This is a genomic window from Dehalobacter sp. (assembly GCF_030063005.1).
GTDB lineage: Bacteria > Bacillota > Desulfitobacteriia > Desulfitobacteriales > Syntrophobotulaceae > Dehalobacter > Dehalobacter restrictus.
In genome coordinates, this window is the sequence record NZ_JAPDHR010000015.1 from 144,274 (window position 1) to 170,170 (window position 25,897).

The following is a 25,897-nucleotide window of genomic DNA, read 5'->3' on the forward strand; positions in this document are numbered from 1 at the left end:
TATGCTCTCTTGACATACTATCCCAGTGTAATAAGTTGGTGCGGATAATGTCTCGGTGCGACCCTGATTTTTAGATTCGCGCATTTTTTCTTAGCCTGCGAATCCCGAAGCATCTCCACGACTGTACTGAGCGCCATTTGCGGCGTATTATTTTCTTCGCTTAAGTGAGCAAGCACGACTTTTTGCGTGTTTTCATCGAGCCATTCCGTCAAGGCCTCAGCAAGCTGGACATTGCTCAAATGTCCAGCATTTCCGCTGACTCTTTTCTTCAAATAGTACGGATACCTTCCGTGCCATAATGTTTCCAAATCGTGGTTTGCCTCGACGACGTAGGCATCACAGCCCCGAAGATTCCGATGCATCTCTTCTGTAACAATGCCGCTGTCAGTCGCTATGCCAAGCGTATGCGTTTTACCTGTTATTTTAAGACCGTAGCTTTCCCTGCTGTCGTGGGAAGTCGGGAAGAGTTTCACATCCATACCCGCAAGATAGATGTCCCGGTCAATAATTCTTTTCTGTTCAGAATTAATATCCCCAAGCACCATTTCAATTTCCTGCCAAATTCCGGCTGTCGCATAGACGGGAATCTTCAGCTTGCGGGCCAGCACGCCGGCCCCCTTGACATGGTCGGAATGTTCATGGGTAATGATGATCCCTTCCAGCTGAGGAGCGGCGATATCAATCATCTCGAGGTTCGTAAGCACCCTCTTTGCCGCAATGCCGCAATCCACAAGCAGACTCCTGTTCTCTTCCCCTACACATATGGCATTACCGGAACTGCCGCTGGCCAGTGTTGCAAAATACATCTGTTCACCTTCCCAATCTGTGATTCAGGCGCTTACTCATCCTGTTGTTAACATGTCTGCCGTTACTTGTCTCAGGTTCGTTTGTCTAAGGTTCAATGTCCTGAGCTCTTGCAATCATTTCCTCGAGCTTAGTCTTCATCTTTTCATCCGTATTGTATTTTAACGCCGTCTGCCAGTACTGCTCGGCCTTCTTGTAATCTTCTTTGCTGTAAAACTGGAACATCCCATACCAATATAGCACATCCACATTTTGCGGTTCCTTTTCAATTAATTCCTTGTATGTTTCATCCGCAAGATTAGAATCACGTGAAAGGAATGCGGATATTGCAAGTTTTAACCTTACATCATTGTCGTCTTTCTGTGCCAGGACTTTTTGGTAATACGTTATCGCATTCTGCAGATCTTCCTGGTATTCTTCATCGTTAAGCTCAATTGTTGTACTCGCTTTACTATAATAAGCGTCGGCCAGAGCCAGCTGCGCTTCGACGTCTTCCGGGCTCTTTTCGAGTGCTGCGCTGAGTTCCACAACGGCTTGCTTCCGCTGATTGTATTCCTGCTCCAACGCTTCTTGGCCCTGGGTATCTTCCGTATTATCAGACCCTGGAAGGGAAATTGCATAAAATGTTGATCCAATAAGGGAAATGCAGATTATCCCTATGATAAACCCTACGGTGATCTTTTGAACTTTTTTTTGCATTTTTTCTCCTAACCTGCGACCTTCCTATTATCAATAATAGGAAGGTTTAATTAATCTTTCCTTAGAAACAAAAGAGTCAAAGAAACTCTTCCTTTGTGCCAGGGTTCTCTTGTTAAATAAGAACCCTTTGCTTGGCTTCCATGATTTTAAGATAGTACGCGACTTCAAGCCTTTTTTTCTGCAGCTCGCATCCCATCGGATACACTTTTGTCAGTTCCCCGCTGAAAGCTTCATTGGCTGCATGGCATCCGCCGCTGCATGAGAAGCGTGCCCAGCAGACGCGGCATTCTTCCTTCGTATAGACCTGCGCCTGGCGGAAGGACTGAACAATTTCTTCCTTCAGTTCACAGTTCAGATCATTCACAGATCCCATTTTATATTTTTCCTGTCCGACAAACTGGTGACAGGGGTAAATATCCCCCTCCGGTGAGACGGCTACATACTCATGTCCGGCCCCGCAGCCCGACAGCCTCTTAATCAGGCAAGGTCCTTCATCAAGGCCTGCATTGAAGTGAAAAAAGACAAATTCTTTCCCTGCCTCGCGATATTCCAGCACTTTTTCTCCTAAAATATCGTAGCTTTCTTTGATTTCTGCCAGATCTTCCTCTCTGAAAGCATACACTTCCTGCGGAGAAGCTACCACCGGCTCCACAGAGATCCTTCGGATGCCGCTGTCCGCCATATGCAGGACATCCTTGTAGAAGTCTTTATTGAAACGTGTATAGGTTCCCCGGACATAAAAATAATTGCCGACAGCATAACGCGACGTCTCCGGCCGCATTTCCGTAAATTTAAGGATCTGCGGCATAATCCGGTCATAACTTCCGGCTCCGTTCAGGAAAGGCCGCATTCTATCGTTTACTTCCTTGCGTCCGTCCAGACTCAGTACAACACTGATTCCTTCGTCTTCCAAAAATCTGGCTGTCTCTTCATCCATCAGAACCGCATTCGTCGTCAGTGTAAACTTGATCTTTTTACCGGCCTGAGCGGCTATCTCCCGGCCGTAAACAATCAATTCCCTGATAACCGGCAAATTCATCAGCGGTTCGCCGCCAAAGAAATCAACCTCGCAATGTCCCCGGTCTCCGCTGTGGTCCAATAAAAATTTCAACGCTTTCTTGCCTGTCTTAACGTTCATCAATTCGCGGTTACCGCCGAAAGGTCCTGTTCCCGCGAAACAATATTTGCAGCGCAGGTTGCAGTCATGCGCAACGTGCAGGCACATCGCCTTGATCACCGGCCGGTCAGAAAACGGCAGTATTGTTTCTTCGGGCTCGCAGGAAAACAACAGCTTTTGATCCTGAAGCACTTTCAATTCTACCAGGATTTCCTGCTTTTCTTCAGAAGAAAGATTATACCCGCAACTGTCCAGCATCTCTTCTGAATCTTCCAAACTGTTCTTTTGCTGATATGTTATCAATTCCTGAATAAAAGCATATGTCTTGTCATCAATCACATGAAGCGACCCCGAATTGACATCGTAGGCAATCTGAAGTTTCCCTTGCGTATACACATGTACATTTTTTGCTATATTGTAGTTCGTCAATTTCATGTTTCTGTATCCTCTGCCCATCGTAATAGTTTTCAGAACAATTATACCATTGAAATACCTTTATGAAAAAAGAAAACTTGGCTGACGCCAAGCTTTTTTACAGAACCCCTTTATAAATAACCGTCTGTCTGTCTTCTATGATGTTCCTGTTATTTTTCACAAACCTGATTGCCAACTGTGCAAGATGTCTTACAAGCCGATTGGCAAGATGTCTGGCATTTTCCGCATCCTCCGGTTTTGGCTGTTGAGGCTAAGTTCCCCTTAATGACTGTCTGAATATGTTTAGCCATGCGTATCCTCCTTATTATTGTTTAGGCTGACTGAACAAGTAGATGACCTTTCCTTCAGCGGAGTATCCGGTGATATCTGCGCTTACCGATGGGACCTGCGGTTTACTGACAAACGCATACCATAATCTCAGCTGATCGGTGTTAACAATTTTCCCCTGGACCTTTTCCCCGCCGATCGTCGTAACAGTTACACGTACAATATCCTTATTCGTTATCTTGCCGTAATAGACCGAATATTGGGTGCCATCTTCTCCAAGATCCGCATATCGCCACTGTAGGCCGTCGGGATAAGTGACAAGCTTACCAACCGCACTTCCTGTCCATTTCCAGCCAAAACTGTTTTTTGTGAATATTCCTGTGCTTAATTCTTCTTCAAACGTGTAAAATACAATCCCTGAATTATCACTGACTTGTTCAACTTTTACCAAGTCATATCCTTTGGGAATAAGCGGCTTCGCTTTCGCTACCGCATCATCCAATGAATTACATCCGCCTAATACTGCTGTCATGATCACAATGGTCAATATTGCCACAATTTTCTTGAACTTGCCCTTCTTGCGAAACATTCGGCTATCAGAGTCAGATAACATTCTTTTCCTTTCAGCTCCTTTCGGCTTAACGCCTCACTAAAGCCTCATGTGATTTTTATTATACATCGCGTCCCGTTAAAATACCATTAATTAGCTTTTTCGATAAAAAAACCAGCTTAAAACTGGCCTTATATTCTTAAATTGGAGCGGAAGACGGGATTCGAACCCGCGACCCTCGGCTTGGGAAGCCAATGCTCTACCGCTGAGCCACTTCCGCATAAGGTATTTTTTCAGGTAACTATTATTATATTTATTATCCTCTCATTCGTCAAGAGGCCATCATTTTTCTATCCTACACCATCATGTCTCCATCCTTCACCACCAGTTTCAGCACTTCACCATCCTTTTTCTTAGCCTGCAGTAACAAGCGCCGCCAGTAACAGCATTCCCTCATTCTCCCGATAGATCTGCGCGAATTGAGAAATCGGCAAAGGATTTCGGCCAAGCCCAACCTCAACCGTATAGCCCGGTCTTCGGTATTTTTCGATAAACCAGTCCTTATAGCCTGCATACGATGTTATTCCGGTCGCTTCTTCCAGCGCATAGCCACTTTTTTCTGCTAAACTGAGTGCAATTAGCCGGTCCCTGGCCGAAGCCAGACCTCTGTAATTCCAGTAGATCACCCTGCCTTGGCTGTGGTAGGCCAGGACAAGTCTATAATTATGATTTCTCGTAAAGTCTGCAACTGCTTTGGATTCAGGCTCGGATTCCGGACCTGTCCCTGAAAATCTGGTCGGGCCGGGCCCGGTTATCCCATGACTGGCTTCCGCTTGTTTCGACAACTGCCAGGATGCATCATAATTGTGGTTCAGATCTACGCCACGAATATTGGCCTGCCAGACCTGGCCAAAATTCATCCGGCCTTCATTCCATTTCAGAAGAGATGTGTAGAAAGGGTGATTTATTTCAAGTCCGTTTAAAACCAGATCAATACCATCTGGATTCACCATAGGAATTAAATAAATTGAGCTTTGGCTCCATATCTCTCTTATATTGTATCCCCTGACCGAAGTTCCGTCCACATAGTTTTTCAGATAATTTTCACAGAACTTCATTAGCATAACCGTTGTGATCCACTCCAGTGAATGATGCGACGCATTGTAGAATACCTGATTCGGTCCATTACCCAGCCTCAGATAGTAAAGATTCCGCCCGAGAACACTTTTCCCGGCAACCCCGGTTTCCAGGAAAGGATAGCGTTTCTGTAACCCGGCAATATCCCGCTGCATGATTTCGTAGGTATAATTGAGGTCTGTATCGACAACATCAAAAGCATAGGGCACAGTCAACTGTTGTCCTAATCTTATATTGTCAGAACTGACCCCGGGATTTGCTGCCAGAAGCCGCTGAGTATTGATTTTATAACGGTTGGCAATCTGATATAACGTATCTCCCGCAGCAACCGTAACCATTATGTAGCCGTTCAGTAACGGCAAGAGCTTTTGATAAGTGATTGGACCAATGATTCCATCTACTTGGAGACCACTGGCCGCCTGAAACTGCTTCACCGCTCGCTCTGTATTTGTTCCGAATACTCCGTCTACCGTCCCCGGATCATAGCCCAGCTTTTTGAGCAAAGCTTGAACTTCCATCACATCATTTCCTCTGACTCCGATCTTAAGTACGCGCACCTAAATCCCCCCATCTATGTTCGTTGTTATAATCTATGGGGATTCGAAAGGATGTGTGTAGGGTTGCGGCAAAAACAAAAACGAGCCCTTAACAGTAAAAAACCGTTATAACTCGCTTTACAGGACGTATGGTGCCTCAGGACGGAATCGAACCGCCGACACGAGGATTTTCAGTCCTCTGCTCTACCGACTGAGCTACCGAGGCGTGATCGATTATCAATCTATCAAAACTCAGCTTAATTTTGAAATATGGTGACCCGTACGGGATTCGAACCCGTGTTACCGCCGTGAAAGGGCGGTGTCTTAGGCCGCTTGACCAACGGGCCATAGGCGATACGTTCGTGAACCATCTATAATGGTTTCACCCAATTTTTTCGCTCATGTTTCTGTATTATACAGATAATATGACAAATAGTAAAGAACTTTTTTAGGTTTTTATTGTTTTTTTCTTACGCTCCGGAAATGCATATCCAGTGGTGAAGCAGGCCAAAGCGACTCCCGGATAAAGGTGTTGGTTTGACGGTTACATATTCTATTTTGATTTCCCCAGGATTATTTGGTATAGGCGTGACTTGAGCCTGCTCTTTCTTTTCTCCCGCTCATCTTCCGAAATCCCCAAAAGGAGAAGAGCCTGGTAGCAGGTTAAATTCGTCAGCGCTGACGAATTTAACCTGCCGCTGTCACCGGTGGAAGCGAACAGTTTATACCATATTCTTCAAAGAGCTGCATCAGCCTGTTGGCTGTACGCTGGGAATAGCTCACCGATTCGACCAGCCATTTTCCCCATTCTCCATGCGGGAGCAGTGCCTTGGCCTCCTTCAGTCGCTTGCCAACCTCGATGGCACTGGTAAGCATGATTTTACAAGTCTGTTGTTTTATCCTATTAATCTCAGCCGTGATGACAAGCGGCGTGCGTTCAGTGATTGGTTCATTCATTTTGATTCCCGCCTTTTTGGTAGCTTTAATTACAGCATACGTAGACGGGCTTCAAATGGTGAAGACTTGGGTATAAACCTATCAAAATCGCCTTGGCTCTTGCCGCAATCACCTATTTTATAGCTTGTTCTGATTTGTTAAACTTCTAAATACCAAATTTAGTTAGAGCTTGCAAGCCCTATTTATTCCTTAAGCAGATGCATCGAATACTCCCTTATATCATTATCTAGTACAACATTCTTAAATTCATTGCTCAAATAATTTCATTCAAGCCTGATTACCCCATATTAGGTCTGGGTGCCACAAGTTCCAGCGTCAAGCGGAGCATGGATGCGGAGCGCGGCTGTTAGCGTCATGGAGGGCGCTATCTGCCGAAAGCGGAATTGTGACACCCAGACCAACCCTAGATACTTATGGGCTGCATATATTTGCTTATTTAAAGAACGTTGTAACCAAGATCCTTTCAAATTCGCAAGCGAAAAAACATGGTCTTTATTCGTCAGCGTCTCTTCCCCGAGTCATGGTGTCTGCGTCCAAAAAATGCAAAAAGCCTGTACCCTTTACGGATACAAGCATTTTCAACATAAATGGTGAGCCATCCGCGACTCGAACGCGGGACACCCTGATTAAAAGTCAGGTGCTCTACCGACTGAGCTAATGGCCCAGGCCACAATTCATGATTCTATCATTTCAGTCCCCGGACTGTCAAGTAAAACTTTAATATCCTTGACATCTCGGAACCAGGAATTAATCCGAAAAAATTAAAGTACATTCAGATTCATTATCAAAATCCTTAAAAGATATTACCCCGCGTAATCGTTTGATTGCGGCCAGGCCCAACAGCGAGCATGGTAACCGGAACACCTGTCAGTTCTTCCAAGCGATGGATATAATTCTTGGCCTGCTCCGGCAGCTGGCTATATTCGCTGATCTCCGTCAGATCTTCCTGCCAGCCCGGCATTTCTTCATAGATCGCTTCACATTCGGAGAGGACTTTCAAACTTTGCGGGAAATCATGAAGAACTTCACCTTTGTAGCGATAAGCTGTACATATCTTTAACGTGTCCATTCCTGTCAGGACATCCAGTTTGGTAAATGCAAAATCAGAAATGCCGCTGATCCGCACCGCATAACGGGTAATGACAGCGTCTAACCAGCCGCAGCGCCGCGGCCGTCCGGTTGTTGTCCCATACTCTCCGCCTTTTTCCCGGATAAGTTCCCCTGTCTGGCAGGTCAATTCCGTTGGGAACGGTCCTTCGCCGACCCTGGTCGTATAGGCTTTAACAACACCGACAACCTTGTTGATCCGGGTTGGTCCTACTCCTGCACCAATGCAGGCTCCCCCTGCCACAGGGTTGGAAGAAGTGACATACGGATACGTTCCATGATCCAAATCCAAAAGCGTTCCCTGAGCGCCTTCAAACAGGACCTTTTTCCCGTCACTTAAGAAATGGTTAATTTCCAGAGAAGAATCGCCGACATAAGGCCGGATCCTCTCCGCATATTCCAGGCATTCCTGAAGCACAGCTTCATAGCTGAGCGCTTCCTGTCCATACACCTTTGTAATCAACAAATTTTTTTCTTTAAGGTTATATTGCAGCTTCGCTGCCAGCTCGTCCTTATCCAGGAAATCCAACACCCTGATTCCAGTACGGGAAGCTTTATCCTTGTAAGCGGGACCGATACCGCGTTTGGTTGTTCCAATTTTTTGGTCTCCCTTATACTCTTCCTCAAGCACATCGAGAATGCGATGGTAGGGCATGATCACGTGGGCATTACCGCTGACTCTAAGGTTGTCTGTGCTTACGCCCTTGTCCTTGAGATACTCAAGTTCTTCAATCAATACCTTCGGGTCAATAACCAGGCCATTGCCAATTACGCAGACCTTTTCAGGATAAAAAATCCCGGAAGGGATCAGATGGAGTTTATAAGTCTCCTTATTAATTACAACCGTATGTCCGGCGTTGTTTCCTCCTTGATATCTGACTACCATGTCGGCTTTTTCGGCCAGAAAGTCTGTTATTTTACCTTTTCCTTCGTCACCCCACTGGGTGCCGATCAGTATGACTGCCGCCAATGCAAATCCCCCATTCCATCACGACTTCAATCCAAACTTCATCTTAACAACGATCGCCCCTGTTTGTCAATAAAATCCGAACATTTGCTGTATTCCTAGGCTAAATGTTCGAATATTTGATACAACCAAATATAAACGATAATCTTATCGTGTATTAACCATAATTCTTATCGAGGTTAACAAATTTCGTAAATTCCTTCAAATACCCAAGCTCAACTGTACCTACAGGACCATTGCGGTGCTTGGCAATAATAATCTCAGCAATACCTTTTTTCTCCGAATCAGGGTGATAGTATTCATCCCTGTAAATAAAAGAAATAAGATCGGCATCAGCCTCGATCGATCCGGATTCCAGAAGGTCGGACATCAGTGGCCGCTTGTCCTGACGCTGCTCAACACCGCGGTTAAGCTGAGACAGGGCAATAACCGGCACGGATAGTTCACGTGCAACGCCTTTTAAGCCTCTGGAAATCTGGGCGACTTCCTGCTGGCGGCTTTCTACCTTCTTGCCGACGGTCATTAACTGCAGATAATCAATAATAATCAGTCCAAGTCCTTGTTCCATTTTTAATCTTCTAGCTTTGGACCGAAGCTCTGCCAGGGATATCCCAACGGTATCATCAATAAAGATTGGTGCCTCGGACAGCGGACCTACAGCCTGGGTAAGCTTTGGCCAGTCTGAGTCCAATAGTTCGCCGGTCCTGACCCGCTGCTGATCTACCATCGCTTCCGAACAAAGAATACGCTGGACAAGCTGCTCTTTGGACATTTCCAGGCTGAATAACGCTACAGGAACCTTGGATTTTACCGCAGCATTCTGTGCCATATTCAGGACAAGTGCCGTTTTGCCCATCGATGGTCTGGCGGCAATAATAACCAGGTCGGAAGCCTGCCAGCCGGAAGTGATCCGGTCCAACTCCCGAAAATGGGTCGGAACCCCTGTCAGGTTTCCTTTATTGGAATAGAGGTATTCGATCTTGTCAAATGTCTTCAGGAGAATGCTTCGGATCGTAACGAAACCTTCCTTGGACTGTCTTTGAGAGATTTCTACGATCAGTCTTTCGGCTTCCTCCAATAAACTAAGGGCTTCTTCTCCCGCTTCGTACCCTTTTTCTTCAATATAGCCGGCAATGCGGATCAGCTGACGGAGCAGGGCTTTTTCCGCCACAATCCGGGCATAATGTTCCACGTTGGCCGCTGAAGGCACAGATCCGGCGATCTGAGAGATTGTTCCAATTCCCCCGATGCTCTCCAGCCTGCCTGCCTGCCTTAAGTTCTCAGCCACTGTAACCAAATCAACAGGGTCCCCTTTTTCAAAGATATCCCTGATGACCAGGTAAATATTTTTATGATTATCGCGGTAGAAATCCTCCGGACGTAGAATCTCGAATACAGTACTGCCCTTCTGGGGATCAAGCATCAGCGCGCCCAGAACAGCCTGTTCAGCCTCAAGATTATGGGGAGGAACTTTCAAAAGTTCCATGCTCATTTCTCCTCGTTTGCTAGGCTTGTGCAATTTTTATAGCTTCCTCTATATTTTCAACAGCAAGGACTTCAATTCCTTTTAATCCTGCAGGAACTTCTCCGCGATTCTCCGTCGGAATGATCACTGTTTTTACACCGGCCTGTTTGGCCCCAAATATTTTTTCGTAAATGCCACCAACCGGTTTGACTTTTCCCTGGATTGAGATTTCACCGGTCACGGCTACATCTCCTCTCAGAGGCTGTTGCTTCAAGGCGCTGTAAATCGCCATGGTCGTGGCAAGTCCGGCTGAGGGCCCGTCTATTCTGCCACCACCAACCACATTGACATGGAGGTCATAGTTCTTCAAGTCTTCTCCTGTCAGGCTCCGAATTACAGCTGCGGCATTAAACACTGCGTCCCTGGCCATTGAACCTGCCGTCTCATTAAAGCGGATACTTCCTTTGCCGGTCTCCCCGTTGAATACTTTCACCTCAATCTCCAGAACTGAGCCAAGAAATCCCGATACCCCCAGTCCGAGTATTCTGCCGGTATCCTTGCCGGCGGTTACCCGTTTTTGAACAAAAGGAGTCAGTCTGGCTGACCTGAGCACTTCTCTGACATCGTCTTCCGAAATCAAGACTTCCTTCTTACCGGGATTCCTAAACCTGGCCAGACCATACGCATCCAAAAGGATGCTGTTCGCTTTTCGTCCCTCAATCATATATTCACTGATAATTTCCGGTACATTCTCTTCCAACTGCACATTTAGTTTCAGGGCTGCCTGTCTGATAATATGGGTGATATGGGCCGGTTCCAAAGGCTCAAAATAGACTTCGGCACAGCGGGAGCGCAAGGCCGGGTTCAGATCCTGCGGCTCTCTCGTAGTGGCTCCAATCAGTACAAAATCCGCGGGAACTCCTTCATCAAAAATCTTCTTGATATATAAAGGAATCTGAGGATCATGCGGATCATAATAGGAAGACTCAAAATGAACCCGCTTATCTTCCAGGACCTTCAGCAGCTTATTCAGCAACGTTGGATCCATCTCTCCAATTTCATCGATAAACAAAACGCCAGTATGAGCATCGTTGACCAAGCCCAGTTTGGGCTCGGGGATACCGGTCTCAGCCAAATCTCTTTTCGCACCCTGATAAATCGGATCGTGAACTGAACCAAGCAAAGGATTGGTGACATCTCGCGGATCCCAGCGCAGCGTCGTACCGTCAACTTCAATAAACGGCGCATCCTTACTGAAAGGAGAATCCGGAAAATTTTTGACGGTTTCCAGTGCAACCCTGGCTGCTGATGTTTTGCCGACTCCCGGCGGACCATAAATCAGAATGTGCTGGGGGAAAGGCGTCGCGAGCTTTGCCAGCAGGGCCTGCAAGGCGCTTTCCTGTCCGACAATTTCTTCCGTCGTCTGCGGTCTCAGGATTTCAATTGCGGAGGATACCGGCTTTGTTGCTTTCATCTTTTCCAGCTGCGCAAGCTTTCGGAGTGTTTGCGCATTCTCAGGACCTCCTGTCTCTTTCAGAACCTGGGTCTTGATCTCTTTGATATATTCTTCGTGTCGCTCCTGCATTTTCTCGGCAACCGCCTGATTTAAACGGTCTTCTACGGAACGCTTCGCAACCGTCTCGGCAATCTGCTCTTCAACCTCCGTCAGAATTGCCGGAATATCTTGCAGGTCCGGCGCCGGTTTGTCCGTGGGATCATCGTTGACAAGCTTTTGCAAGCCCAATACCCGTTCCTCGAGCTTGTCGGAACGCATCAGGGTAAGAGCCTCCAGCTTGCTCGCCTTTAAAATTAATTTATCTGTTCCGTATAGGTTGGAAAGCACGACATACAGCGCGTCTATCTCCAGTTTTAACTGTCCATCCGCAATTTCCGCAGTATATTTCTCGTGATTTTCCTGCCCCTCCTGTTGTAAAAATTTCTTAAATAAGCCTTTCACGCTGGTCACATCCTTGTGCTTTACTCTTCGGTCTTACTGAGCTTCTATCTTTATCTTCAGATTTGCTGTTACTTCAAAATGAAGCTTTACCGTAACCTGATATTCTCCCAATCCTTTGATAGGTTCCTTGACTTCAATTTTTCTTTTATCTAGTTTGAGTTGATATTCCTTTTCCAATACCTCGGCGATCTCTTTATTCGTTACCGAACCGAATAAACGGCCTTTTTCACCGACTTTCACTTTGACAATGATATCCATGTTCTCGATTCTTTGGGAAAGATCCAGCGCCGCTTGTTTTTCTTTCTGTTTGCGCAGTTCTTCCTGTTTTTGTTTATGCACCAGGTCCTGAACATTTCCCTGAGTTGCCTCAACTGCGAGTCCGCGCGGGATCAGAAAATTACGGGCATAGCCATCTGAGACTTCGCATACTTTACCCTTTTTACCGAGTGCCTTGACATCTTCTTTTAATATTACCTTCACGGTTTTTGTTCCTCCATTTTTTCGGGGATCTTTCGGAAATTAAATACTAAATCAAAAAGCCCCGTAAATATTAGACATATGAAAAAGAACGGTGAAACGAAAGCCACCATAATTACAATAATCCAGATCAGCAGATGGGAAAACTTCAAGCTTTTGATCAAATAAGCCAGGCAGGACAGCCCAATAATACTGGTTATCGAAGCTGCAACGGCCATCACATTCATTCCGGTTATTCTCAGAATACTGTTGGCAAAGTAGTCTCCGCCCAAATAGGCAGCAATCCCGATAATTGCCAGCCACACCGCATACCAGGGCATCCTCCATAAAGAAAAAGGCTTAAGTTTGTTCCCGAAAGAAAATATCCTGAAAAACAGGTAGACCAGTCCAACCTCAAGCATCGCAAATATCCCGGCAAAAGCAGGCATTAACTGATAGTAGACCGGAACCATGGTGCGGAGAGTGCTTTCAAATTGCTCAATTGAAATCCCCTGCTCCTGAAAAGCACTGAACAGGCCTTGCTGCTCATAGAACTGAAGAACTGTAACAATATTCTTTTCCAGATTCTCGGGCTGAAGGGCCTGGTTGACTGAAGGAATGACCGGTAATGCCCCAATGAGCGCAGCCAGCAGCAAACTCCAGAATATACTCTGACTGGTAGAAAACCCTTTTTCTTTTATGACAACCAACAAAATCCCTGCCCAGGGAGCAAATCCAATCAGGGAGATTCCACTGATTCCAACTGGAATAAAAGCTAAAATATAACCAATTCCTAAAAAAATAGCCGTTTTTCGACAGCCGGTACTTCTGGTCTGAAATAAAACGAAAAAAATCAATAATACCTCGACGATCCAGCTCCAGAAGTCAAATAAAGACGCAAGTAAGGGAAGAAACAATACGATCAATCCGGATACATACCGAAGTGCATCCTTATCACTTATAACCATTTAATTTTCTCCTGTTCAGTCTTCCTCGGGAACAAGATAACCAAGCAAAAGACTCAGGTCACCCCATTCAGTTTCGAGACTAAGGAAATCTTCCCGCTGCCACCGGGACATTTTATTAAACAAAACCCTGTCCAAACGGGAATAGTCAAAGCCAAGCCTGCGGGTAAGCAAATAGCTTAAACCGACCAGGCCGGCCATACTATCGAGAAGCTGTTCCTGGGAAGCACTTAAAGTCCCCTGCTGGACCAGCCACTGAGCTTTGAGAAGCTCCACTTTTAATTCCTCTATGGCTTTCGAGGATTTTACGATATCAATATTGATCGCAGCAACAGACTCCACAACAATACCTCCTGCAAAAAAGTAATGTAAGATTTCGCGAAATCAAGCTGAAACTCCTTCTTCTACTTTTCCCAGAACAAAGAAAACTTGCCCTGTTGCCTAAATTTAAGGAAATGAAATAAAAAAAGGGAGCGTTGCTCCCTTTTTACTAGTCAATCATGTAGGGCAGCAACGCGATGCTGCGAGCCCGTTTAACGGCAATCGTGACTTGCCTCTGGTGTTTAGCGCAATTGCCTGAGATTCTACGGGGCAGAATTTTGCCTCTCTCAGTAATATATTTACGTAATTTTTGTGTATCTTTGTAGTCGATGCTCTCAACTTTATCAACACAAAAACTGCATACTCTTTTACGCGGACGGCGTCCCCGTTCCTTTTTTACGGCAGCGTTTGCCAATGAACGCTCCTCCCTTCATACTAAAATGGTATATCATCATCTAGACTAACTTCATGAGCAAAAGAACCAAAATCATTTTGAGCTGAAGATGCTCCGGCATTATTGTCTTTGGGACTCAAAAATCTGACGTTCTCTCCCAAGACCTCTGTCACCCATCTTTTTTGCCCATCCTGACCGTCATAAGAGCGGACCTGAATCCTGCCATCTACTGCAGCCAGTCTTCCTTTCGCCAAATAGTTCGCGCAGAGTTCAGCTAACTGGCGAAAAACAACGCATGGAATAAAATCCGTTTCCTTCTCGCCCTGGCTGTTCTTGTAATTCCTGTCGACGGCTAGCGTAAAAGATGCAACAGCTACACCGTTTGGTGTATAGCGTAGCTCAGGGTCTTTCGTTAATCGCCCGATAAGTACTACACGATTCAACATCTTAAACCCTCCGCATCGTTATTCCTTCTTGGTTGTCATAAACCGGATCACAGCATCAGAAATTTTCATCAGCCTTTCCAGTTCATCAACCGTACGTGCTTCACCGTTGAAGTTCATCAGGACATAAACACCTTCATTGAACTTCTTAACCTCGTAAGCCAGGCGTCTTTTACCCCAAATATCAACCTTGAGGTCTGTACCACCATTGGCATTGACGATCTCTTCAAATCTTTGAACATTTGCTTTTGAAGCCTCATCATCGAGATCCGGTCTTATAATGTACATCACTTCGTACGCTTGCATAAATGCACCTCCCCTCGGACTAAATGGCCCCACCTCGAGTGTGGAGCAGGGTTATTATGCTACAACACGATATTATAACACTTCCTTATGTCATTTGCAAATAATGATGATTTTGCTAGTTCTGAGAACCTTTCATCTAGACATTAAATCTGAAATGCATAATATCGCCGTCCTGAACGACATATTCTTTGCCCTCTAACCGAACCAAGCCCTTGTCCTTGGCTCCATTCAGACCGTTATTTTCCATAAAATGTTCATATTTGACGACCTCTGCCCGGATAAAACCCCGCTCAAAGTCGGAATGAATCGTACCTGCCGCCTGAGGCGCTTTGGTTTCCCGGCAGATCGTCCAAGCCTTTACCTCTTTAGGACCTGCCGTAAAGAAAGTTATCAGTCCAAGCAGCTTGAATGCGCTCCTGATCAGCCGATCAAGTCCAGATTCCGTGAGCCCAAGTTCCTCCATAAAGATTTCTTTCTCATCTTCTTCAAGTTCTGCTATTTCTGCTTCAATCTTGGCGCAAACAGGAATGACTTCAGCATTTTCGAGTCTGGCTATTTCCTGTACTTTTTGGACATTGGCGTTATTTTCCCCGTTAGAAGCTTCCGCTTCAGAAACATTCGCGGCATAAATCACCGGTTTTAGGGTCAACAGACTGACACTGTTCAGCAATTCTTTTTCTTCTTCAGAGAAACCAACCAAATTAGCCGGTATCCCCTGGTCAAATTTTTTCACGAGCTTTTCTAATACCTCAGCTTCGAATTTGGCCTTCTTATCCCCGGATTTGATCATTCCGACCAGCTTGGCCTGACGGCGGTATACGGTTTCCATATCTGCCAGGATCAATTCCATCCGGATCGTTTCAATATCCCGTTCCGGGTCAATTTTACCTTCGACGTGAACAACGTTATCATCTTCAAAACAACGTACAACATGAACAATGGCATCCACTTCCCGGATATGGGAAAGAAATTGGTTGCCTAGTCCTTCACCTTTACTTGCACCCCTTACCAGACCGGCAATATCGACAAATTCGACAACTGCCGGAACGATTTGCTGCGGGTTCACAATTTTAGCCAGTGCTTTTAACCGAAAATCCGGTACCTGTACAATTCCGACATTCGGATCAATAGTACAGAACGGGTAATTGGCCGATTCTGCTCCGGCTTTCGTTATCGCATTAAATAGTGTTGACTTGCCGACATTGGGCAGCCCAACTATTCCTACATGCAGAGACATGTTTTTCCCCCTCAAATTCTAGTTAAATCAGTCCGAGATCCCCTGACTGTTTTCTGCCGTCAGGATTTTTTTAATATTCCTTTCCAGCTTTGCCCTGGTTATCCAGGTCTGATGCCCGCACTTCAGACATTCAATCCGAAAATCCATACCTGTTCTCATGATCTTAAATTCTGTATTGCCACAGGGATGGGCCTTTTTGAGCCTGACAATATCTCCTACATTAAGATCCATAGTCATTCAGCCTCTCTTTCAAACCAGCCCATTCAGCAAAGGTATAGAATCCAGAGGATTATTCAGAATATCCCCCGCAAAAACAGAAATCCCTGATAAAATCAGATCGTATCCTTGCATAAACCAGGGATAAAGCAAGGAGCTACCCGTCTTAAGCAATCCGGAGTCACCGGTGCTTAACAACGGTGAAAACAACCCCAGGACCAGAGAAATCACGACAAAGGTACTCAGTAAACCAAAAAGCAGTCCTCCCCCTCGGTTGATAAAACTTAAGTTTTTTGCTATAGGGGTAATGACCAAAGCGATGATAAGATTAATGATACATGCTGCTAAAATAAACAAGAGCAGGACAGCACCAATCTTCAGGACATAATCTGTCAAAACAGGTGTGGCCTGACCAATCATGGATTGCCTGATGCTGTCAGCGGCACCGTAGGGATCTGTCCCGGATGCTTTGCTTTCAGCAATTTTGGTCAAAAAATTTCCGATTTTGGGCTCCAGTTTTGCTTCAAGCCCTAAAACGGGTTCCAATAGGTTCAGAAATGGTTTGTAAAAAAACACCGCAATGCCTATCGCAGCGATCTTTCCGATAAATCTTGATAAACCGGTAATAAGGCCCTTCCGAAACCCGATTAGGCCTCCCAGAACCAGCAGCGCCAGCATTACATAATCAAATGTATTCACGCTACGCTCTCCTTTACAGAATGGCGGGGATATGTGCGAATCGAACACACCTCGGAACGTTCTGCGTCCCGACACACGGATTTGAAGTCCGGGAACGACACCAGCCGCTATATATCCCCAAGACCTTTTAGAGTCTGCTGAATCATTTTAACACTTAATGCTTCGAATGTGAACCTTTGTCTTATTCTTTGGCAATTCTTTGACGCTCTTAAAATTATTTTTCTTGTTCATCCAAATTCATTATAATATTTACACTTAAATACTAATAAAATATCAGTGTCTTTATTCATTAATATTTGCATGTAAATATACTGTACTTTATAGTTCTATTAAATAGTACTGACTTTAAAATCTATCAGTAATACAACAAAAAGACTGTATATATAAATATAATGCACCTGCTGCGGATCCTGAGCGTCGTGTCCAATCTAATAAGCATATAAACACAAAGAAGAATCTTATATTATTTACATAACCATTTACATGCATAATTACATTTGTATTTTTATGCATATTCACATGTATATTTTAATGTAAATATTATATAGAATATAATTACAATCTTTGTGTAAATATTGTGTCATATATTTAACATATTTATATTCTGTATTTCTTATTTTAAAATTATATGATATTGTTGAGATCTCTGCTTATGGTACAATAGGATAGAATATAAAAGGAGGCTAGATGTGTTGAAACTTGTTGATGCCAGAGGATATTCCTGTCCGGAACCTGTAATTTTTACCAAAAGAGCTTTAGCGGATGATCCTTCAGAAATCATGGTCATTGTCGATAATGAGACATCCAAAATTAACGTTGAACGGTTTTTGAGAGTTGCCGGATATCGGGTCGAAGTTGATCATGAGCAGCCAAATCAATATTCTCTAAAGGGAATAAAGAAAACTTAGCCTGGATTTTGGGCAGATCCTGGTTTTACCCTGATGTCTCCGTTTCTTTCTGTAACATGAATTGAATCAAAATATTCCAGTAAAGGCACCGCAAATTTACGGCTAGTCTGCCAGCAGTCCCGTGCTTCAGAAACCGTAATCTGTCCATTTTCTTGCAGGTGCTTTTCCAATATTATTTTAGCTTTTTCTATTGCACTTGCTGCAATATAGAATTCTCCTACCTGTTTCCAGACGTTATTTGTTTTAAGATATTCGGCATATTCCGGAAATTTTGCAGCGGGTACCCCGCATTCTGCAACCGCAGTTTCCTGCCCCGGAGGATTTAGCCCTGCCTTTTCCCAGATTTTTTGCAAAGCGTCAAGCTTTTGCCTGATATCCTCAGGCAGCCCGATTTCAGATACTGCCTGGACCAGACTGCTGCTTAGCCTGAAATACTGATGATCTGCTCCCCATTCCAAAATCAACTGCCAGCGTTTATGGGAGACAGCCGTTTTCAGGATTCTTTTTAATTCCTCTCTGCCTATTCCTCCGCGCAGCGGATATGTCTTTTGATATTTCATTGCTTCCGCATTTACTTTAAGAGCCCATTCTTCTGCTGTACTTTTAAGCCAGAATAATGATAATCCATCCTCCGCTAAGATCACAACAGTCTGATCATTTTTGAGACGATCCAAAGCCAGCTGAACTTCGTCCTGCCCAAGAGCATACTTTTTCCTGACTTCATCGGAAGATAAAGGGATAGTAAGCTCTTTTTTTATTTGATCAGTTAAGCCGCCTTCTGCTTTAGACCGAAATTCGGTTATGACCTTTTCTCGAAAACGTTTTTGTTTGGCATTTGCCAGGCTCAGTACAACTCCTCCGCCGATCGTCGCGACAGGTGAATAGTACCTGATTACAAACCGGTCCCCTTTTGCTGCGACAACCGGTTCCTCCAGAATGACTTGGGCAAACCCTTTCTCCCCGGGAGCCAATTCTTCCTGGGCCAGAAGATGAACCCGTCCCAGTGTTTCGGCCGTTCCTAAATGAAAATGTATCCTCTGCCTTTGTTTGATCGTTCTTTGCTCTGACGCGAGGTTGGATAGTTCTACGTCTAAAATTTGTCCTGCGTTATAATATCCGGGATCAACAAGGCTTGCCCCCTTGGGAATATCACTTACAGCCAGTCCGGCTATGTTTATCGCAACCCGCTGTCCGGCATAAGCTTCGGAGACCTGTTCACCATGAACTTGAATATTTCTAATTTTCATGGTTTTTCCCCCCGGTTCCAGGCATACTTCCTGTCCTTTCTGAATCGTCCCTGTGTTCAAAGTCCCTGTGACCACTGTTCCAAACCCCCGAATCGTAAAAACTCTGTCAATCGGCATTCTTGACGGAAGATCCAAACGTTTCCCCTCGGTTGTTTGGAGCACAGTCATAATTGTCTGCAGCAATTCCGGGATTCCCTGGCCAGTGACAGAAGATACTTTGCAATACGGAGCATCCCGCAGAAAACTGTCTTGGAGTTTTTCTCTGGTATCCTTTTCAATCATAGAAAGCCATTCCTGATCAACCAGGTCAATTTTTGACAGTACAACAATTCCTTTTTCTACATTTAACATGTTTAATATATCCAGATGTTCCTGGGTTTGAGGCATCACGCCTTCATCGGCAGCAATAATCAGTAGAACAATATCCATTCCACTCGCGCCGGCTAACATTTGACGGACAAATTTTTCATGACCCGGTACATCAATGATTCCTGCTTTGCGACCGTCCGGGAGTGTCAGATAAGCAAACCCAAGCTCGATCGAAATTCCTCTTTCCTTCTCTTCCTTGAGCCGGTCTGTGCTTATACCTGTCAAGGCTTGAATAAGGTGGGTTTTCCCATGATCCACATGGCCTGCTGTTCCAATAATTAGATATCTTTCCATAGCTAATACCTAAAGTACAGGTCAACCCCATATTTTGATGATAGCGTTGACATGGTACTTATACCTTATATTTATTGCGGATATTCCTGACTCTAATTATAATATGGGTTTGGATTTTTTCATATTCTGATTTTGATTTGTTACGCATAAATATTACTGATTGTGGAAATAATAGCAAAGTACTCTAAAAATTATTATTTTGCATATTTACTCACATAAACAATCATACGATCGCAATGCCATGGATGGAAATTGCAGCGACTCTATTTCATTTAACCTCCGGAGGTATCCGCATTGAACCCATTGCCAGGAATTCGAGAAAAAGAGCATCTGCGTGCCCATTACACAGACCGTCCCGGTCTTTACCAGCTTCAGTTAAGGTTGAAAAAATATCTGAAAGCTGCAGCCGGTAGACCGGTGGTTCTATTATGTATAGGGACGGATCGTTCTACCGGCGATTCTCTGGGGCCTTTAACCGGCACAAAACTAGATGAAAAAGGTCTTTCAGGATTGACGGTTGTCGGAACGCTCGAAAAGCCTGTTCATGCAGAAAACCTTGAATCCACCCTGAAAAACTTGTTTGCCAAGTATTGCAATCCCTATATTATTGCCCTGGATGCCTGCCTGGGTCAACTTGACTCCGTTGGCTACATCAGCTTGGCAGAAGGCCCTTTAAAACCAGGAACCGCCGTAAAAAAAGAACTGCCGGAGGTAGGAGAAATCCACCTTACCGGCATTGTCAATATCAACGGTTTTATGCAATACATGGTGCTGCAAAACACCAGATTGAGTATCGTATGGCAAATGTCTGAGGTACTATGTAATTTGTTCCAGCGGACTTACTTCTTGTTGAATCAATCTTGAATTTAAATAGTTAGCTCATTCTTCGAGGCTTTTTCAATAGCGAACTTCTCCTCAGGGCTAAGTTTAACATTGGCCTGCCCTTTTTCGATCCCTTTGGCATAGATTCTGCACTCTTCAACACTATGAATTCCTGTAAGGACGACGCCGGTCTTTTCCTGATTCAGTAAAGCAAGGGCGAAGCTCAGGTCGGCACCCATATTTTCGAAAGAATTAAATCGGACCAGTTCCGCGCGGTCAATTCCGTTGCGGGCTTTATCTTCGGCAAGCTTAAGCCTTTGCCCATGCTCTGCAGCAATACGGCTTAATTCAGCAACTTCTTTTAAATTGGCGCTCAGCAGTTCTTCCAGCTGTGTTCCGGATAAGAACGTCTGCAGGCTGATATAGGATTTTTCAAATTTACTCATACGGACACGTAGAGCATTGGTCATAACAATCGCAATCACGGTAACGATCAAGGCTACAACCGATACTGCCAAGACGATAATCAACTCGGGTTCTAAAATAGAAAACAAAAATGATCCCCCCTAAAGAATGTAATAACATGTTCCACGTGGAACATATTAAACTTCAATCTCCCAACGTTCTAAAAGCCGGTTAAGTTCATCCCGGGAATAATAATTAATCTCAATTTTTCCTTTTTCTTCACTTCCTGATACAGCTACCTTGGTCTGAAAACTGTGCCGCAGTTTTTCTTCAATATCATTTAAAGAACTATAGCTCTTGTTTTTCGGTGTCTTCACAGCATTTTTGGCAGGCTGCACTTTCTTTTCACTATTCTGAACAATCGTTTCCGTTTCCCTTACAGATAATAATCCCTCAACAGCCCGTTTCGCGAGAGAAATCTGCTGCTCTTTATTTTCTAAAGAAAGTATCACCTTGGCATGTCCCAAAGAAATTGCTTCTTTATTAATCAGTTCCAAGACTTCAGCGGGCAGCTGAATAATTCGAAGTAAGTTGGCTACAGTAGGCCTACCCTTACCGACGCGTCTGGCAACCTGTTCCTGAGTTAGTCCATAATCTTGAATTAAGCGTGCATATGCAAGGCCTTCTTCTACAGGAGATAAGTCCGCGCGCTGGATATTTTCGATTAAAGCCTTTTCCGTCATTTCCTGCTCAGTGCAGTCTCTCACAATACAGTTAATTCTGTCGATCCCTGCAAGCTGTGTAGCTCGAAAACGCCTCTCTCCCGCAATGATGATGTATCTGCTTCCTTCAGGCTTTACAAGGATAGGCTGCAGTAATCCATGTTCTTGAATAGAATCCGCAAGCTCTTGAAGTTTTTCACGGTCAAACTCCCGTCTCGGCTGGCCAGGATTTGGTACAATATCCGCCAGCATTATTTCTTTAATTTCACTGCTTTCCGTTTCTCTTTCCGTAATTAAAGCGCCAAGCCCTCGGCCTAAACCTTTTTTAGACACGTTCCAAGACCTCCTCGGCTAAATCTCGATATACTTCAGCTCCACGCGACTTGCTATCATATAGAATGATCGGCTGACCATGGCTCGGGGCTTCACTAAGCCGAACATTCCGGGGAATAATGGTTCTGAAGACTTTATCTCTAAAATATTTCTTAACCTCATCGACGACCTGAATCGATAAATTTGTCCTCGCATCAAACATGGTCAAAAGTACGCCGATAACTTGAAGGTCTCTATTAATGGAACGTTTGACCTTATCAAGCGTATTGACTAGCAAGCTTAAACCTTCCAACGCATAATACTCACATTGAATAGGAATCAAAACATCTGTTGCCGCACAAAGTGCATTCAACGTAAGAAGTCCCAGGGAAGGGGGACAATCAATAATGATAAAATCAAATTCATCCTTTATTCCTTGCAAAGCAGTTGCAAGCTTTCCTTCACGGTACAGCTGGGAGACTAGCTCAATCTCAGCACCGGCCAGTTCAATACGGGCAGGCGCAACCTTTAAGTTTTTCAGCTCTGTATCGGCGATCACACTTTGAATGTTTTCTTCATTGATAATTACATCATAAATACAGCGGGACAACCGATGTTTCATAATACCACAACCGCTGGTGGCATTTCCCTGTGGATCAAGATCAACGAGGAGAACTTTTTTCCCTTTCTCAACCAGACTGGAGGAGAGATTCACAGCAGTCGTTGTTTTGGCGACTCCTCCTTTTTGATTTGCTATAGCAATGATTCTGGCCAATCTTGTATCTCCTTCCTCACAGACTTGATCAATTAGTACCTAGTCAACCTAAGATAATAATATAATGACGAGCAGATTTTTGTAAGACAAGGCGAAAAATTAAGGTATACCAGTCATATGGCAATTAACGTCCACGGGTGAACTAATGCAGCAATGCCATGGACTGCACGAAGCTACAAGAAAACACAGTATTACATGAAATATGCCGACAGTTATATAAAATTTAGGGTTGACATGGAACTTGGCCTGTAAAAAAATTTATTTATATTATTATACTACAAAATTATACTATAAAATATTTAAAAACCACTTATTTAATCATTCTTGATCATTTCAGCAGATGATTACTAGAGAGGGGTTTTTTTCGGTTTCCCAGCTTGACGCGGATATTGAGCAGGTGTGTTCAATATTTTTTTAACAATAATCAGAGAACGGTTATCCGCGCCTTCCGCCAATGAATATTTTTCGACATGCTCAACTTCACAGTTTAGGATCCGCAAGGCGTTCTTAGCCAAAGTTATTTCATTTTCAGGATCGATTCCCTTCGCTGCAATAAATCTTCCGCCAACTTTCAGCAAAGGAGTTGCATATTCCAGTAGTACCGGCAACTCCGCGACTGCTCTGGCCACCGTAATATCAAATCGCTGCCGGTACGCCTTGCTGCGGCCAATATCTTCAGCTCGTGCATGGCAGGTTTCGACCTTCAAGCCAAGGCTATCGCAGACCTCCTGCAAAAAATGAATTCTTTTGGCTAGCGCATCGACAAGGACGACTTTAATTTGCGGCAAAAGTATTTTAATGGGAATACCTGGAAATCCAGCACCGGTACCAAGATCCGCAATAACAATTTGTCCATTGGGATAATAATGCATTATCCACTTGACAAACACCAGAGAATCCAGATAATGCTTAATCACCATTTCTGCCGGATCGGTAATGGCTGTTAAGTTCATTTGTTCGTTCCTCTGAAGTAACAGTACTGTATATTGTTCAAACTTTTCAAGATGTTCGGCGGAGAGTTCCAGACTCAAGACATCCCGGACCTTATCGTGCAAGACGCTAAGCGGTTCCTTAAGATCCATTTCCAGAAATTGATCATTCATCAGAAATGTTCCTCCGCCTTTGTTCCAGATAAATCAATAAAACCGAAATATCCGCAGGACTCACTCCGCTGATTCTCGATGCCTGTCCGACGTTGATCGGCTGCACGCCGTTAAGCCGCTGTCTGGCTTCATTGGATAGACCTTTGATTTTCAAATAATCCAGATTAACAGGCAGAACTTTTTCTTCAAGTTTGATAAATCGGTTTACTTCTTCCTGTTGTTTCTGAATGTACCCTTCGTATTTAATTTGGATTGAGGCTTCTTCTAATACTTCAGCGTCATACGTCCCCATCTCCGGCATAAAACGTGGCAGCAAATCTGGTATAATTTCCGGCCTCTTCACAAGTTCCTCCGCTTTAATTCCGCTTCGGAGCGGAGTAGACCCCGCCTCGATCAGCAATTCCTGAATATCTGCACTGGCGGGAGAAAAAGTAATCGTCTTCCATTGCTGAAAGATTCTCTCCAGATTGTTCAGCTTCTGCTCAAAAATCTTCCACCTGTCATCTGCAACTAGTCCCAGTTTTCTACCCTTCTCAGTCAAACGCAGATCAGCGTTGTCCTGACGCAGCAGCAAACGGTATTCCGCCCTTGAGGTCAAAAGCCTGTACGGCTCACAAATCTCTTTATTGACCAGGTCATCAATTAGTACACCGAGATATCCGTCGGAACGCTTTAAAATAAAAGGTTCTCGGCGTAAAGCTTTAAGCGCTGCGTTGATTCCGGCCATTAAGCCCTGCCCGGCCGCTTCCTCATACCCGGATGTTCCGTTAAGCTGTCCCGCTGTAAAGAGCCCCGGGAGATTTCGTACTTCCAGCGTCAGAGAGAGCTGATACGGTTTGACATAATCGTATTCAATCGCATATCCGGGACGCAAAATCTGAACATTTTCCAAACCGGGAATGCTACGGAAAAACATATGCTGGATTTCTTCCGGCAGGCTGGTTGACAGCCCGGCAACATATAATTCCTCACTATCTTTGCCTTCTGGTTCAAGAAAAAGCTGATGGGCCTGCCGCTGCGCAAAACGCACAACCTTATCTTCAATAGAAGGACAATACCTCGGGCCAACGCCTTCCACCACGCCGGTATACAGCGGTGCGCGATGCAGATTATCTCGGATAATACCATGCGTTGTTTCCGTCGTGTAGCCCAGCCAGCAAGGAAGCTGATTTTCCGGGTTGTTTCCCCAAAACATGCTTCTAGTCGGCATAAACGAAAAATATTTTGGCTCGCTGTCACCCGGCTGAATTACGAACTTAGAGAAATCTACTGAGCTCTTCAGAATCCGAGGAGGCGTTCCGGTTTTAAACCGGCCAAGTTCTATGCCGCGTAGTTTCAGATCCTCAGACAGGGACCCCGAGGTGATTTCTCCGGCCGGTCCGCCTTCATAAAGCGCTTCCCCAATTATTATCCTGCTTCTGAGGTATGTTCCACCCGTCAGAACAATACTGCCTGCCTCAAAGACTGCGCCTGTACGCGTGACAACACCTTTAAGTTTATCCCCATCAAAATGGAGCCGCTCGACCAAAGCCTGTATCAAGGTAAGCTTGGCCTGATTGTATAGGTTGCTTAACATCCGATGGTGATAAGCTTTTTTATCTGATTGAACTCTTAGTGCATGGACCGCCGGCCCTTTGCCCGTATTCAGCAGCCTGGCCTGAAGTGCTGTCTCATCGGCAACAATTCCCATCTGACCACCTAGCGCATCAATCTCCCGCACCAGATGGCCTTTCGCCGGACCGCCTACGGACGGATTGCACGGCATATGCGCAACTTTATCTAAATTAATCGTAAGCAGCAGTGTATCGCATCCCATACGGGCAGAGGCGAGAGCAGCCTCACATCCGGCATGTCCCGCCCCGACAACAATTACATCATATTTTCCAGCAAAATAATCCACAATTA

At 44.7% G+C, this 25,897-nt stretch carries 26 protein-coding genes, 5 tRNA genes and 1 pseudogene; 2 read left to right on the plus strand and 30 right to left on the minus strand.

Going from position 1 to position 25,897, the window contains the following annotated elements:
- Positions 1–17: 17 nt before the first annotated feature.
- From OKX56_RS05190 to OKX56_RS05305, 24 genes and pseudogenes are all read right to left on the minus strand, one after another.
- Positions 18–806, minus strand: a complete 789-nt coding sequence (locus tag OKX56_RS05190) for an MBL fold metallo-hydrolase (protein ID WP_019224924.1) — start codon at positions 804–806, stop codon at positions 18–20.
- An 85-nt stretch (positions 807–891) separates the two neighbouring features.
- Positions 892–1,503, minus strand: coding sequence for a tetratricopeptide repeat protein (locus OKX56_RS05195; protein WP_019224923.1), 612 nt, complete (start codon positions 1,501–1,503; stop codon positions 892–894).
- A gap of 112 nt (positions 1,504–1,615) precedes the next feature.
- Positions 1,616–3,055, minus strand: coding sequence for a thioether cross-link-forming SCIFF peptide maturase (gene scfB, locus OKX56_RS05200; protein WP_019224922.1), 1,440 nt, complete (start codon positions 3,053–3,055; stop codon positions 1,616–1,618).
- Positions 3,056–3,204: 149 nt separating this feature from the next.
- Positions 3,205–3,345, minus strand: a complete 141-nt coding sequence (gene scfA, locus OKX56_RS05205) for a six-cysteine ranthipeptide SCIFF (RefSeq protein WP_019224921.1) — start codon at positions 3,343–3,345, stop codon at positions 3,205–3,207.
- Between the two features lie 14 nt (positions 3,346–3,359).
- Entirely contained in the window at positions 3,360–3,935 is a 576-nt protein-coding gene (locus OKX56_RS05210; protein WP_019224920.1) for a hypothetical protein, read from the minus strand.
- Between the two features lie 142 nt (positions 3,936–4,077).
- Positions 4,078–4,152: transfer RNA gene (locus OKX56_RS05215), tRNA-Gly, on the minus strand.
- Positions 4,153–4,285: 133 nt separating this feature from the next.
- Positions 4,286–5,566 carry a M14 family metallopeptidase gene (locus OKX56_RS05220; RefSeq protein ID WP_019224919.1) on the minus strand — a complete coding sequence of 427 codons (1,281 nt, stop codon included), beginning with the start codon at positions 5,564–5,566 and terminating at the stop codon, positions 4,286–4,288.
- A gap of 129 nt (positions 5,567–5,695) precedes the next feature.
- Positions 5,696–5,771, minus strand: a tRNA-Phe gene (locus tag OKX56_RS05225).
- Positions 5,772–5,816: 45 nt separating this feature from the next.
- Positions 5,817–5,892: transfer RNA gene (locus OKX56_RS05230), tRNA-Glu, on the minus strand.
- Between the two features lie 165 nt (positions 5,893–6,057).
- Positions 6,058–6,502: pseudogene (locus OKX56_RS05235) on the minus strand (DUF3102 domain-containing protein); the annotation flags it as partial.
- Between the two features lie 588 nt (positions 6,503–7,090).
- Positions 7,091–7,166, minus strand: a tRNA-Lys gene (locus OKX56_RS05240).
- Positions 7,167–7,295: 129 nt separating this feature from the next.
- A complete protein-coding gene (locus OKX56_RS05245) occupies positions 7,296–8,579 on the minus strand; it encodes an adenylosuccinate synthase (RefSeq protein ID WP_019224918.1) in 1,284 nt (427 codons plus the stop codon).
- A 154-nt stretch (positions 8,580–8,733) separates the two neighbouring features.
- On the minus strand, positions 8,734–10,062 hold the full coding sequence (gene dnaB, locus OKX56_RS05250; protein WP_015044991.1) for a replicative DNA helicase: 1,329 nt from the start codon (positions 10,060–10,062) through the stop codon (positions 8,734–8,736).
- A gap of 19 nt (positions 10,063–10,081) precedes the next feature.
- Positions 10,082–11,998, minus strand: coding sequence for a Lon family ATP-dependent protease (lonC, locus tag OKX56_RS05255; protein ID WP_019224916.1), 1,917 nt, complete (start codon positions 11,996–11,998; stop codon positions 10,082–10,084).
- Positions 11,999–12,031: 33 nt separating this feature from the next.
- Complete coding sequence (rplI, locus tag OKX56_RS05260; RefSeq protein WP_019224915.1) at positions 12,032–12,478, minus strand: 50S ribosomal protein L9; 447 nt, start codon at positions 12,476–12,478, stop codon at positions 12,032–12,034.
- Positions 12,475–13,422 (minus strand): DUF2232 domain-containing protein, encoded by a 948-nt coding sequence (locus tag OKX56_RS05265; RefSeq protein ID WP_019224914.1) that lies wholly within the window; start codon positions 13,420–13,422, stop codon positions 12,475–12,477. Before OKX56_RS05265 ends, rplI begins: the two co-directional genes overlap by 4 nt.
- Before the next feature lie 15 nt (positions 13,423–13,437).
- On the minus strand, positions 13,438–13,761 hold the full coding sequence (locus OKX56_RS05270) for a MazG-like family protein (RefSeq protein ID WP_015044995.1): 324 nt from the start codon (positions 13,759–13,761) through the stop codon (positions 13,438–13,440).
- Positions 13,762–13,909: 148 nt separating this feature from the next.
- Entirely contained in the window at positions 13,910–14,155 is a 246-nt protein-coding gene (gene rpsR, locus OKX56_RS05275) for a 30S ribosomal protein S18 (RefSeq protein WP_015044996.1), read from the minus strand.
- Between the two features lie 20 nt (positions 14,156–14,175).
- Positions 14,176–14,580 carry a single-stranded DNA-binding protein gene (locus tag OKX56_RS05280; protein WP_019224913.1) on the minus strand — a complete coding sequence of 135 codons (405 nt, stop codon included), beginning with the start codon at positions 14,578–14,580 and terminating at the stop codon, positions 14,176–14,178.
- Positions 14,581–14,598: 18 nt separating this feature from the next.
- Positions 14,599–14,883, minus strand: a complete 285-nt coding sequence (gene rpsF, locus OKX56_RS05285) for a 30S ribosomal protein S6 (protein ID WP_015044998.1) — start codon at positions 14,881–14,883, stop codon at positions 14,599–14,601.
- Positions 14,884–15,019: 136 nt separating this feature from the next.
- Entirely contained in the window at positions 15,020–16,120 is a 1,101-nt protein-coding gene (gene ychF, locus OKX56_RS05290; RefSeq protein ID WP_019224912.1) for a redox-regulated ATPase YchF, read from the minus strand.
- Between the two features lie 27 nt (positions 16,121–16,147).
- Positions 16,148–16,351 carry a DUF951 domain-containing protein gene (locus tag OKX56_RS05295; RefSeq protein ID WP_015045000.1) on the minus strand — a complete coding sequence of 68 codons (204 nt, stop codon included), beginning with the start codon at positions 16,349–16,351 and terminating at the stop codon, positions 16,148–16,150.
- Positions 16,352–16,369: 18 nt separating this feature from the next.
- The gene (locus OKX56_RS05300) at positions 16,370–17,035 is read right to left on the minus strand and encodes a CvpA family protein (RefSeq protein WP_019224911.1); all 666 of its coding nucleotides are present in this window, start codon (positions 17,033–17,035) and stop codon (positions 16,370–16,372) included.
- A 21-nt stretch (positions 17,036–17,056) separates the two neighbouring features.
- Positions 17,057–17,154, minus strand: a tRNA-Sec gene (locus OKX56_RS05305).
- A 573-nt stretch (positions 17,155–17,727) separates the two neighbouring features.
- Between OKX56_RS05305 and OKX56_RS05310 the strand changes: the two genes are divergently transcribed.
- On the plus strand, positions 17,728–17,943 hold the full coding sequence (locus tag OKX56_RS05310; protein ID WP_015045002.1) for a sulfurtransferase TusA family protein: 216 nt from the start codon (positions 17,728–17,730) through the stop codon (positions 17,941–17,943).
- Here the strand turns inward: OKX56_RS05310 and selB are convergent.
- Positions 17,940–19,853, minus strand: coding sequence for a selenocysteine-specific translation elongation factor (selB, locus tag OKX56_RS05315; RefSeq protein ID WP_019224910.1), 1,914 nt, complete (start codon positions 19,851–19,853; stop codon positions 17,940–17,942). The genes OKX56_RS05310 and selB overlap by 4 nt on opposite strands.
- Positions 19,854–20,147: 294 nt before the next feature.
- On the opposite strand from selB, the gene yyaC reads away from it, so the two are divergent.
- Positions 20,148–20,717, plus strand: coding sequence for a spore protease YyaC (gene yyaC / locus OKX56_RS05320; RefSeq protein ID WP_019224909.1), 570 nt, complete (start codon positions 20,148–20,150; stop codon positions 20,715–20,717).
- Positions 20,718–20,719: 2 nt separating this feature from the next.
- On the opposite strand, the gene OKX56_RS05325 is transcribed toward yyaC, so the two are convergent.
- The 5 genes from OKX56_RS05325 to mnmG all read right to left on the minus strand — a co-directional run bounded on the left by OKX56_RS05325 (position 20,720) and on the right by mnmG (position 25,892).
- Positions 20,720–21,229, minus strand: coding sequence for a DUF4446 family protein (locus OKX56_RS05325; RefSeq protein WP_019224908.1), 510 nt, complete (start codon positions 21,227–21,229; stop codon positions 20,720–20,722).
- A gap of 48 nt (positions 21,230–21,277) precedes the next feature.
- Positions 21,278–22,135, minus strand: a complete 858-nt coding sequence (locus tag OKX56_RS05330) for a ParB/RepB/Spo0J family partition protein (RefSeq protein WP_019224907.1) — start codon at positions 22,133–22,135, stop codon at positions 21,278–21,280.
- Complete coding sequence (locus OKX56_RS05335) at positions 22,128–22,889, minus strand: ParA family protein (RefSeq protein WP_015045007.1); 762 nt, start codon at positions 22,887–22,889, stop codon at positions 22,128–22,130. Before OKX56_RS05335 ends, OKX56_RS05330 begins: the two co-directional genes overlap by 8 nt.
- 347 nt (positions 22,890–23,236) lie before the next feature.
- Complete coding sequence (gene rsmG, locus OKX56_RS05340; RefSeq protein ID WP_019224906.1) at positions 23,237–23,992, minus strand: 16S rRNA (guanine(527)-N(7))-methyltransferase RsmG; 756 nt, start codon at positions 23,990–23,992, stop codon at positions 23,237–23,239.
- Positions 23,985–25,892, minus strand: a complete 1,908-nt coding sequence (gene mnmG, locus OKX56_RS05345) for a tRNA uridine-5-carboxymethylaminomethyl(34) synthesis enzyme MnmG (RefSeq protein ID WP_025206235.1) — start codon at positions 25,890–25,892, stop codon at positions 23,985–23,987. The genes rsmG and mnmG overlap by 8 nt, the downstream gene beginning before the upstream one ends.
- Positions 25,893–25,897 lie beyond the last annotated feature (5 nt).

Coding starts and splice junctions, on each gene's coding strand:
- ychF (WP_019224912.1), bottom strand. CDS start 16,120: ATGTCTCTGCATGTAGGAATAGTTGGGCTGCCCAATGTCGGCAAGTCA.
- OKX56_RS05210 (WP_019224920.1), bottom strand. CDS start 3,935: ATGTTATCTGACTCTGATAGCCGAATGTTTCGCAAGAAGGGCAAGTTC.
- OKX56_RS05280 (WP_019224913.1), bottom strand. CDS start 14,580: ATGTTGAATCGTGTAGTACTTATCGGGCGATTAACGAAAGACCCTGAG.
- selB (WP_019224910.1), bottom strand. CDS start 19,853: ATGGAAAGATATCTAATTATTGGAACAGCAGGCCATGTGGATCATGGG.
- rpsF (WP_015044998.1), bottom strand. CDS start 14,883: ATGCAAGCGTACGAAGTGATGTACATTATAAGACCGGATCTCGATGAT.
- rsmG (WP_019224906.1), bottom strand. CDS start 23,992: ATGAATGATCAATTTCTGGAAATGGATCTTAAGGAACCGCTTAGCGTC.
- OKX56_RS05295 (WP_015045000.1), bottom strand. CDS start 16,351: ATGGATCTTAATGTAGGAGATATTGTCAGGCTCAAAAAGGCCCATCCC.
- OKX56_RS05265 (WP_019224914.1), bottom strand. CDS start 13,422: ATGGTTATAAGTGATAAGGATGCACTTCGGTATGTATCCGGATTGATC.
- scfA (WP_019224921.1), bottom strand. CDS start 3,345: ATGGCTAAACATATTCAGACAGTCATTAAGGGGAACTTAGCCTCAACA.
- dnaB (WP_015044991.1), bottom strand. CDS start 10,062: ATGGAACTTTTGAAAGTTCCTCCCCATAATCTTGAGGCTGAACAGGCT.
- OKX56_RS05195 (WP_019224923.1), bottom strand. CDS start 1,503: ATGCAAAAAAAAGTTCAAAAGATCACCGTAGGGTTTATCATAGGGATA.
- OKX56_RS05190 (WP_019224924.1), bottom strand. CDS start 806: ATGTATTTTGCAACACTGGCCAGCGGCAGTTCCGGTAATGCCATATGT.
- scfB (WP_019224922.1), bottom strand. CDS start 3,055: ATGAAATTGACGAACTACAATATAGCAAAAAATGTACATGTGTATACG.